6 protein-coding genes are annotated in these 10258 nt (G+C 77.3%); 5 read left to right on the top strand and 1 reads right to left on the bottom strand.

Annotation, left to right across the window (positions count from 1 at the left end; all coding sequences use genetic code 11):
- Positions 1 to 69: 69 nt before the first annotated feature.
- The 4 genes from ACFW2G_RS32425 (at position 70) to ACFW2G_RS32440 (ending at position 7375) form a co-directional block, all read left to right on the top strand.
- Positions 70 to 1227, top strand: coding sequence for an AAA family ATPase (locus tag ACFW2G_RS32425; RefSeq protein ID WP_037917330.1), 1158 nt, complete (start codon positions 70 to 72; stop codon positions 1225 to 1227).
- A complete protein-coding gene (locus ACFW2G_RS32430) occupies positions 1224 to 5096 on the top strand; it encodes a DUF5682 family protein (RefSeq protein WP_384583936.1) in 3873 nt (1290 codons plus the stop codon). Before ACFW2G_RS32425 ends, ACFW2G_RS32430 begins: the two co-directional genes overlap by 4 nt.
- Positions 5093 to 7015, top strand: a complete 1923-nt coding sequence (locus tag ACFW2G_RS32435; RefSeq protein WP_384583933.1) for a hypothetical protein — start codon at positions 5093 to 5095, stop codon at positions 7013 to 7015. Before ACFW2G_RS32430 ends, ACFW2G_RS32435 begins: the two co-directional genes overlap by 4 nt.
- A gap of 120 nt (positions 7016 to 7135) precedes the next feature.
- Positions 7136 to 7375 (top strand): hypothetical protein, encoded by a 240-nt coding sequence (locus ACFW2G_RS32440; protein ID WP_384583930.1) that lies wholly within the window; start codon positions 7136 to 7138, stop codon positions 7373 to 7375.
- Between the two features lie 27 nt (positions 7376 to 7402).
- Here ACFW2G_RS32440 and ACFW2G_RS32445 read toward each other — a convergent pair whose 3' ends face one another.
- Positions 7403 to 9004, bottom strand: a complete 1602-nt coding sequence (locus ACFW2G_RS32445; protein WP_384583999.1) for a carboxylesterase/lipase family protein — start codon at positions 9002 to 9004, stop codon at positions 7403 to 7405.
- Between the two features lie 176 nt (positions 9005 to 9180).
- Here ACFW2G_RS32445 and ACFW2G_RS32450 point away from each other — a divergent pair, with 176 nt between their 5' ends.
- On the top strand, positions 9181 to 10206 hold the full coding sequence (locus tag ACFW2G_RS32450) for a hypothetical protein (RefSeq protein WP_384583927.1): 1026 nt from the start codon (positions 9181 to 9183) through the stop codon (positions 10204 to 10206).
- Positions 10207 to 10258 lie beyond the last annotated feature (52 nt).

The raw sequence follows: 10258 nt of genomic DNA on the forward strand, positions 1-10258 counted from the left end.
GCCCACCGGACGCCGGTGGGCCCCGCCGGCACCGCACCACCCCTTTCGTACCCGTGCAGAGGAAACCCGATGACCGTCAACGCCCCATCCGCCCCCGCCGCCCGGCAGGTGCTGCCCGCCGAGGAGCGCCATGCCGCCGAGCTCGCCTTCCTCGCCGCCCACGACTCCGGCCCCCGGCCGCCCGGCTGGGCACTCACCCCGCGCGCCGTCGTCACCTTCGTCTGCGGCAGCGACGGAACCGAACTGACCCTGCCCGGGCGCCGGGCCGGCCTCCCGGCCAAGCTCACCGTGACGCCCAAGTTCGTCGGTGAACGCGCCCTGGTGGAACGCTGCGTGGTGACCCTCGCCGGGGAGCGCGGACTTCTCCTCACGGGCGAGCCCGGCACCGCCAAGTCGATGCTCTCCGAACTACTCGCGGCCGCCGTCTGCGGCACCAGTTCCCTCACCGTCCAGGGCACCGCGGGCACGACCGAGGACGCCTTCCGTTACGGCTGGAACTACGCGCTGCTGCTCGCGCAGGGCCCCACCCCCCAGGCCCTGGTCGACTCCCCGGTCCTCTCCGCCATGCGTACCGGGCGCGTGGTCCGGGTGGAGGAGATCACCCGCTGCCTGCCTGAGGTCCAGGACGCCCTGGTCTCGATCCTGTCGGACCGCCGGGTCAGCGTGCCCGAACTGACCGCCACGGAGGACGCGGTGGTCTGCGCGGCCCCCGGCTTCACCGTCATCGCGACCGCCAACCTGCGCGACCGCGGCGTCTCCGAGATGTCCGCCGCCCTCAAGCGGCGGTTCAACTTCGAGACCGTCGCCCCGATCGCCGACGCGGACGCGGAGGCGGTACTGATCCGCCGTCAGGCCGTCGCCGCCGTACAGCGGGCCGGCGCCGCCTTCGGAGTCGACGACGCGGTGCTCGACGCACTCGTCACCGTCTTCCGCGACCTGCGCTCGGGACGTTCCGCCGAGGGCTGGGACGTGGAACGCCCCGGTACGGTCATGTCCACCGCCGAAGCCGTGCAGGTGGCGGCCTCCCTGGGGGTCGCCGCCGCGTACCTGCCGGACGGCGACGTGCTGGACCTGCTGCCGGGGCACCTGCTGGGTGTCGTCCGCAAGGACGACCCCGCCGACCACGCACGGCTGCTGGGCTACTGGGACGGCCCGGTCCGGCGCCGGGCCGAGGACGGCTCGGCGATGTGGCGCCGTCTCTGGGACCTGCGCGGGAGCCTGCGTTGACGCACACCGACCCCCGGACCGCGGTCGATGGGCTCGCCGCGGCCCGCGCTCCCTTCCTGATCGGGGTACGGCACCACAGCCCCGCGCTGGCCGCGGTGGTACCGGCCCTGCTGGACGCATCCGGCGCGGACGCGGTCTGCGTCGAGCTCCCGGCGGACTTCCAGAACTGGGTGGAGCACCTGGCGGACCCGGAGACCGTCGCGCCCGTCGCCCTCGCGGGCAGCGGCGAGGACGGACGCCTGGCCTTCTACCCGTTCGCGGACTTCTCCCCGGAACTGGCGGCGATCCGCTGGGCCCGCCGTTCGGGCGCGGTCGTCCTGTGCTGCGACCTCCCGCTGTCCGACCCCGGCTGGACCCCCCGCCCCGCCGTCCCGCACCCCTCCTCACCCGCAGACCGGCCCGACACCGTGCCCGAGGCTTCGCCCCGGGCGGCGGACGCCACCTCGAACGCGGCCTCCCGTACGGTCCCGGTCCGGGCCACGGGCACGGCCACCCGGACGGACACAGCCGCGGAATCCGGTGGCGCGCCGCGGCCCGCGGGCGGTTTCGCCGCGGCCCTCACCGCCGCGGGCACGGGCCGTGACGGCGACGACCTGTGGGACCGTGCCGTCGAGGTCCTCGCCCCGGGCTGCAGCCCGGAGGCCGTACGCCGCGCAGCGCTCGGCGTCGGCTGGGCGCTGCGCGAGGACGGCCCGGTCCCTGCCCGGGACCTCGCCCGCGAGGCCCACATGCACGCCGTGATCGCCGGCGCCATCGCCGGCGGCCGGCGCGTGGCCGCCGTCATCGGCTCCTTCCACGCCCCCGCCCTCCTCGGCCCCGAAGGCAACTCCACGGCCGTCACGGCGCCGGCCGCCGGGGACGAACCCGCCCCGGAAGCCGGCTCCACCACCGGGACGGAAGGCACCCCCGGCGGCGCCGGGGCGCTCGGCTCGGGGACCGCTCCGAGCGGCAGCACCGGCCCGGGATCGGCCGCTGGTGCGGGCGCCCCGCCCGCAGGGCCCTCCGCGACGGGCGGACGCCCGACCCCCGGCCGCGGCCCGGTCGGCGAGGCCTCCGGGCGGGGGAGCGGCGGGGAAGCGGCCGTCACTTCCCTCGTGCCGTACTCCTTCGACCTGCTCGACTCCCGCTCCGGTTACCCCGCCGGCATCCGCGACCCGCTCTGGCAGCAGGCCGTCCTCGAAGCCGGCGGCGACCCCGAGCGGCTCAGGGAGGCAGCCTCGCACGCCGTCACCGGCCTGTGCCGGGAACTCCGCCGGGCCGGACACACCGCCGGGACCGGTGAGGCCGCCGAGACCCTGCGGCTCGCCTGCGACCTCGCCGTCCTGCGGGGGCTGCCCGCACCCGGCCGCGGAGAACTCGTCGAGGCCGTCACCACCGTCCTCGGCCAGGGCGAACCCCTCGGCCGCGGCCGGGCACTGGCCCAGGCCCTCGAAGCCGTGCTCGTCGGCACCGGCCGCGGGCGGATCACCCCGCACGCCCCCCGCTCCGGCCTCGGCCCCTCCGTCGAGGCCGAACTCGCCGAGCTGCGCCTGCCGTGCCCGGCGGATCCCGCGCCCCGCGAGATCCGCCTCGACCCGCTCCGCTCCGCCCTCGACGGCCGGCGCGAGGTCCTCCTCCAGCGGCTCCTCGTGTGCGGGGCTGCCTACGGAGAGCCCCTCACCGTCGCCGCCACGGGGGACGGCACCGCCCTCGGCACCAGATGGCGGCTCTCCTGGACGCCTTCCGTCCCGGCCCGGCTCGACCTCACCGGCGTGCGCGGCGTCACCGCCGCCCAGGCGGCGGCGGGGACGCTCGGCGAGGACGCCCGCCGGGCCGCCGCCGACGGCGGCCCGACCCCGACGCAGATCCTCACCGGTCTGGCCGCCGCCGCGCGGTGCGATCTGCCCGAGCTGGTCGACGTACGCCTCCACGAGGCGGCCAGCGTCCTGCCGCAGACGGCGGCCCTGCCCGAACTCCTGGACGCACTCGACCTCCTGGAAGCCCTGCACCGCGGCCACCTCCCCGGCACCTCCGCCGCGTCCCGCGCCGCTTGCGCCGCCCTCACCGACGACCTCCTCGACGCCGCCGTGCGGTCCCTGCCCGGCCTCGCCGGCAGCGAGCAGCCGTCCGACGCCGCCGCCCTCGTGGCCCTCGCCGACCGGGCCGCCGCCCATCACCTGGGGCTGCGCACGGACGCCGCGCTCGCCGCCCTCGCCGCCTCCGCGTCCCCGCTGATGCAGGGCGCGGCCCAGGCCGTCCGGGTGCTCCTCTACCTCGACCCGGCCGGGGCGCTCGGCGACCGCGCCGCCGGGTGGATCGACGGCGCCGGAACCGCCGACAGCCGCCGCGCGCTGTCCCGCCGGCTCGCCGGACTCCTCACCGCCGCAGGCCCGTTGCTGCAGTCCTCCCCGGCCGCCCTCACGCCGCTCCTCGACCGCGTCGACCACCTCGCCGACCAGGACTTCCTCGACCGGCTCCCGGCCCTGCGCGGGGGCTTCGACGCCCTCGCCCCGGCTGCCCGCGACCGGCTGCTGGACACGGTCACCGAACGTCTCGGCGACCGCGTGGACCTCGCGCTCGACGCCCCGCCCGCCCTGCTCGGCCTCTGGGCCGCCGCCGATGCCGCGGGCCTCGCCGCACTCAAGGCCCTCCCGCTGCCCCCGCCGCGGGACCCGGCCGCGGCCCTGCCCGCGGTCCCGGCCGCGGACTCGGCCGCCCTCGGCGCACCGCCCGTCCGGACCTCCGGGTCCGACGCCGGGCAGCGCCGGCTCGCCCCGGCCGACCGCTGGCGGCTGCTGCTCGGCCGCGAACGCGACCGGCTCCCCGCCGGCGCCCGCCGTTATGCCCGTGCACTGGACGAGCTGTACGGCACGGGACACGGCGAAGGCGCCGGCGACCTCGGCACCGGCCGGGGGCCGGGCCGGGGCGGCGGCCAGGAGGCCTCCTTCCCGACCGCCCGCGCATGGTCGCAGGAGCTCGAAGCGCTGTTCGGCGCCGACGTACGGGAAGACGTCCTGGCCGGTGCCGCCGACGCGGGCCGCACCGACGTGCTCGCCCAACTCGACCCGGCGGCCGTACGGCCCTCCGTGGAACTGCTGAGCTCCGTACTGTCCCTCGCCGGCGGCCTGCCGGAGGCCCAACTCGCCCGTCTCCGGCCCCTGGTGAAGAGGCTGGTCGACGAGCTCTCCCGAGAGCTCGCCACCAGGCTGCGCCCGTCCCTGTCCGGGCTCAGCACCCCCCGTCCCACCCGACGCCCGGGTGGTGCGCTCGACCTCGCCCGGACCCTGCGCGCCAACCTCGCACACGCCCGCCGTCGTGCCGACGGCACGGTGGTCGTCGTGCCGGAGCGGCCCGTCTTCAGCACCCGGGCGAGCCGCGAGGCCGACTGGCGGCTTGTCCTGGTGGTCGACGTGTCCGGCTCCATGGAGGCCTCCGTCATCTGGTCGGCCCTGACCGCGGCGGTACTGGGTGGCGTCCCCACCCTGTCCACCCACTTCCTCGCCTTTTCCACCCAGGTCGTGGACCTCACCGACCGGGTCGAGGACCCGCTGTCGCTGTTGCTGGAGGTGCGCGTCGGCGGCGGCACCCACATCGCCGCCGGTCTCGCCCACGCCCGCTCCCTGATCACCGTCCCCAGCCGCACCCTCGTCGTCGTGGTCAGCGACTTCGAGGAGGGCGCTCCGATCGGCGGCCTACTCGGCGAGGTCCGCGCGCTGGCCGCCTCCGGTGCCCACCTGATGGGCTGCGCCGCGCTCGACGACACGGGCCACCCCCGCTACTCGGTCCCGGTCGCCCGGCAACTCGTCGCGGCCGGCATGCCGGTGGCCGCCCTCAGCCCTCTCGCCCTCGCCCGCTGGGTGGGCGACCGCCTCCGTGGGGAGTCCCGTTGAGCACCGCACTGCCGCCCGTCGCACCCGAGGTACTCGCCGAGGCGGTCGAAAACCTGACGGCACGGCTACGCAAGAAGCTGGACGACGCCACCGCCGGCTGTGCGGACGCCGCCCTCCGCGCAGCTGACGGAAGCGTCGCCTTCCGGTTCGGCGCGGACGCCCTCGTCACCCTGCGCCCCGGCCCGTCGGGGACGGTGACCGAGGCCGGACAGGCCACCTGCACGTGCCTGCTGGCACCCCGGTGCCTGCACCGGGCCGCGGCGCTGGGCGCCGCCCCGCTCGCGGACGCGGTACCGCCGAAGCCCGAACCGGACACGGACGCGGTCGTCGCCATCGTTGGTGCCGGTGCCGGTGCCGGTGCCGGTGCCGGTGCCGGTGCCGTGGCCGCGGGAGCGCGCGAGGCGGCGGCGCCGCCCGCCGCCGGCGCCGCCCCGACCGCCGAGCCCGTTGCGGCCCTCACACCGGCACAGCTCGGCGCCGCAGCCGCGCTCTGGCATGCTGCGGCCGAAGCCCTGGCGGCGGGCGTCACCGCAGGCGGCGCCGTCGTCCAGGCCGAGCTGCTGCGCGCCGCGCACACCGCCCGCCTCGCCGGACTGCCCCGCGCGGAAGCGGCCGCCCTGCGCGTCGTACGGGGCCTGCGCGCGGCCCGCGAACGCCACACCGCACACCGGCTGGGCGACCTCACCGGATCCTTCCGCGAACTCCTGCACACGGCCGGGGTGCTGGCCTCCGGTACGGCAGATCCGGCCCTGACCGGTACCTCCCGGCGCGCCTACACGGCGGGCGGCAGCCTCCGGGTGCACGGACTGTGCCGCGAGCCGGTGCTCTCGGCCACCGGCTACGGCGGTGTCGTCACCCACCTGCTCGCCCCGGACGGCTCCCGTTACTCGATCTCCGACGTCCGACCGGGAGGCCTGGCCCGTGCCCGTGGGGCGGGTCGCGCCTCCGTCGCCCTCGGCGGCGCCACCCTCGACCACGCCGGACTCGCCCGGGGCGGCCTGAGTATCGTCGGCGCGACGGTCTCGGCGGAGGGCCGGCTCGGCGCCGGACGCGGGGTCAAGGCGACCCCGCTGACCGGCGCCGCGTGGGCCGACGGGCCCGCGGCCGCGCTCTTTGCCCGGCCCGCCGCCGAGGCCGTCGCCGCGCTGCTGGCGGACCCGGCCCAGGCGGCCGACGCGGAAACCGCTCTGATCGGCTGCGACGTCGTGGTGGCCGGGCCGGCCGGCGACCACCTCCTCGTCCGTGAGGCACGGCCGGACGCGCCCCTGCTGAGGTTGTTGCCCGCGCATCCGCACCCGGAGCTGCGGCACACCGAGAACCTGCGGCGGATCGCCTCGTACCCCGGACTGCGGCTGCGCGTCCTGGGCCGTCCGGATCTCGGCCGCGCCGCCACCCTCCGCCCGGTGGCGGTGGGCCCGGTGCCCGGCGAGCCGTACACGCTGCGGCTGCCCGAGGAGTGGCTGGCACGGGCCGACCTCGGCTACGACCGCCTCCAAGGCGAGCACTTCCCCCCGCCGGACGCCGCCGGTCCCGCGCCCGAGCTCGGCCCGGTGGCGGCGGCCGGCGCGCCGGACCCGCTGGCGGACTCCCCGCTGTGGCGGGTGCGCCGTCTCCTTGAGACCGGGGTCGCCGGCGGCCGGCGCGCCGTTGCCGAGGCGGCCCGGGGCACGGCGCCGCCGGCCGCGTACGGTCCGCTCCGCAGGGCCGGGCTCACCAGCGCGGCGGACCTGGCCGCCGCCCTCGCGGCTGAGGCCGACCGGCGCCCGCGCGACGCCTTCGGCCGGCTCGCCGACCCCTCGTCCGACGGCTACGCCTGGGCCTGGCTGGCCGCGGCGACACACCTGGCGGCGGCGGAACGCTCCCTGGTCGCCGCGTCGTGGACGGCCGCACCGACCGCAAGTAGGCCCGCAGCGCCGTGAGGTCTCCGGCGGCCGGTCCCCGGCCCGGATGCGCCTCGGCCTTCCGGGCCCCGGCCGAGGGGTCGGAGGGAACCGCTGCGCGCGTGAACACCTCTTGGAGCCCGAGGGGGGATGCACGCGATGACGAAGACAGCGGTGTCCGGGGCCGGACGCCTGGCGGTGGCGGGGCTCCTGTGCGCGGTCCTGGCGGGGTGCGGTACCACCGGGGCGGACCGGACCGCAGCGCAGCAGACCGGGGTGAGCACGCCGGCACCGGCCGACTGCGACCTGGACGCGACGACGGATGAGGAGACGCACGGGCCGTCGCCGCCCTGTTCACGCGGTGGCGCCGCGAGATCTACGGCGATCACGGCACCCTGACCCTGCGCACCGCGGAGCAGGAGGTCCTCACTCAGCAGTGGTGACACCGGGCCACCGCTCGTCCCAGAGGCCGCAGTGGTGCTCGGCGCGCCCGTCCACCGTGCGGATCCCGTCGGCGCCGGGAGCCAGCGACAGCAGCCGCGCGGGCACGCCCAGCAGCGGCCACCCCGGCGCGCCGGGTGCCGTCGGCACGCCGGTCCGGGCGAAGGCGGTCCAGTAGCCGGCCATCCGGTCCGCGAGTCGCTGCTGTGGCCGCGCCAGTGGGGTGAGGGTGAACAGGTACGGCAGCTCGAAGCCGTGGGCCGCTCCGAGCGGCAGCCCCGGCACCGGCGGCAGCCCGGTGAAGTCGGGTGCGTCGCGGTCGTCGAACCGGTAGCCGTACGTGGGCACGTGCCGCCCCAGCGCCGCGCCGTCCCGCAGCGTCGGGCAGATGAACGACGCGTCGGTCAGTACGGTGGCCCAGGCGATCGCGGGGGTCGGGTACGCCGACACCGGGTACGCGGCCTCCACGGCGCGGGCCGTCTCCGCCCCGAAGGACCGCTCGGTCCGGGCCCGATAGGCGTTCTCGTCCCCGATCGGGTACGCCGCCAGGGTCTGGGCCAGGAAGAGCCGCATCTCGTCCCGCGTGGTTCCCAGTGCCACCGGCACCCGGTGGAACCGTCCGGCCTTCAGCGCACGGCGCGGCTCCGTCGGCAGGGTGCCGTCGCCGTACGGAACCAGTGAGAAACGCTGCATCAGGTCGGCGGTCGCGAGGGTGCCGGCGTCCAGTGCGCGCAGGCAGTCCAGCACGCCCGAGGGCCGGTCGCAGCCGAGCCGGGCCGCCGCGCGGGCGCCCTCCTCGGTCGTGCGCCGCGCCGGCACGAAGGGCTCGTAGGTCCCGGCGTCCGCGAGCAGTGCCGACGGCGGTGCCGCGGTCGAGCACGAGCCGCTCTGCACGATCGCCCGGTGGAAGAGGCCGGCCGAGGCGGGCGAGGCGAGGTGTGCGCAGACACTCAGTGCGCCCGCCGACTCGCCGAAGACGGTGACGTTGCCCGGGTCCCCGCCGAACTGCGTCGCGTTCGCCCCTACCCAGCGCAGTGCCGCCCGCTGGTCGGCCAGGGCGAAGCCGGGGGCACCGCCGAGCTCCGGGTGACCGAACAGCCCGAAGACGCCCAGCCGGTAGTTGACCGTCACGACGACCACATCACCTTGGACGGCCAGGCGGTCCGGCCGGTAGGCGTCTCCGGAGCCGCTGAAGAAGCCTCCGCCATGGAACCAGACCATGACCGGCCGCGGCCGAGCCCGGACCGCCGGGCCGGCCGGGGCGGTCACGTTGAGGTACAGGCAGTCCTCGGAGCCGACCGGTCCGCCGGGAGCGAGTACGGGCAGCTGGACACAGCGGGCGCCGGGCGTCCCCGCGTCCCGTACGCCGTTCCAGCGGTCTGCCGGCTCCGGCAGCCGCCAACGGCGCGGGCCGGTGGGGGGAGCGGCGAAGGGGATCCCCTCGAAGGTGCTGTACGCCCCGTGGGTCCGGCCCCGCACCGGACCGCGGTCGGTGTCCACGACGGGTCCCTCCGGCCCGGCCGAGGCGCCCGTCAGCAGCAGCACGACGGGCAGCAGCAGCGCGCACCGGCGTCGGACCCCTCGCATGTCGGGCACGGCTTCGCCCTTCCCCTCGGGGCCCGTCACGGCGACCCCCGTTTGCCCGCCCCGAATGGCGCAGTGGGCGGAAGTGGCACTCAATGTAACAAAGCGTGCGCTCACCATGACGCACGATGACCGGCGTGCGATTGCCTAGACCCGCGCGTCGGCGAACGGAGCTTTCCATGAATGACCCCATCACTCTCTCGGCGACGCAGCACGAAAGCAGCCGCGGGACCCCCGACAACACCGCCCCCGATGCCCCCGACGCCCCACCGGAGCCGGCCGCCCCGGACCGAGCGGTCGCCCCAGCCGGCCCGGATGTCCCGGACGATTCCGACGCGCCGAGCACGCTGCGCATGCGGACCCTCCTGGAAACGGCCGCCACCTGCCGCCCGGTGGAGGAGGTCACCGCTCTGGTGGGCCTCCTCAAGGAGGACGGCCGGTTGCCCGACGCGGGACAGGAGGCGCTGCGCGCGGCCGCCGTGACCCGGCCCGTGCAGGACGTGGAACGGATGGTCACCCTGCTGGGCGACGCCCCGCAGGAGGTGGGCGAGGCGGACATGACGCTGCGCGCCGCCGCCGTCGGGCGGTCCATCGAGGACGTCGCCCTGCTGGTGAACATCCTCGGCCGGGACGCGCCCGGCGAGCCGGAGCAGCAGAACCGCGCCCGACCCGCCGAGGCGCCCGCACCCGCCGCCGAGCCGCACCCTGCGCCGACGCCGGGGCCGTACGCGAAGCCTCACGAGCCCACGTACAGGGAGCCGTACGACGCGCCCCGCCGGGCGAAGCCCCGGCCGCCGGCTCCCGTCCCGGCACCGGCCGGCAGTGCGGCGCGCGGGCACGCGCTGCGCTGGCCCGTGGCGATCGCCCTGCTGGTCAGCGGCGCCCTGCACCTGCCGCAGGACCTGACGGCCCTGTCGTCGGCGGGCCCCCTCGGCCTGCTGCCCCTCCTGGTCACCCTGGCGTGCCTCGCCGTCGGCGCGCTCGTGGCGCTGCGCGACACCACGGCCGTGTGGCGGGCCGGCGCGGCCACGGCGGTGGGCGTGGTGGCCCTGCACGTCCTCGGTGGCTCGCTGGCCTTCGACCCGCTGGCCGGCACCGTGGGCGGCGGCCTGGCCTGGGCGGGTGCCGCCGTCATGCTGTGCGCGGCGGCCGGGGCGGTCCTTGCCGGCCTGGCACTGAGGAACCGTCAGGAGGCTTCGGCCTGACGGGCGGCTCCGACCGCCGCAGCGGCACCCCGCGCACCGCGCGGGGTGCCGC

It is taken from the genome of Streptomyces sp. NPDC058880 (assembly GCF_042742535.1).
In the GTDB taxonomy this organism is placed as follows: domain Bacteria; phylum Actinomycetota; class Actinomycetes; order Streptomycetales; family Streptomycetaceae; genus Streptomyces.

Bases quoted from the DNA above. Each gene is read 5' to 3' on its own strand.
- ACFW2G_RS32425 (WP_037917330.1), top strand. From the start codon at position 70: ATGACCGTCAACGCCCCATCCGCCCCCGCCGCCCGGCAGGTGCTGCCC.
- ACFW2G_RS32440 (WP_384583930.1), top strand. From the start codon at position 7,136: ATGACGAAGACAGCGGTGTCCGGGGCCGGACGCCTGGCGGTGGCGGGG.
- ACFW2G_RS32445 (WP_384583999.1), bottom strand. From the start codon at position 9,004: ATGCGAGGGGTCCGACGCCGGTGCGCGCTGCTGCTGCCCGTCGTGCTG.
- ACFW2G_RS32450 (WP_384583927.1), top strand. From the start codon at position 9,181: ATGAATGACCCCATCACTCTCTCGGCGACGCAGCACGAAAGCAGCCGC.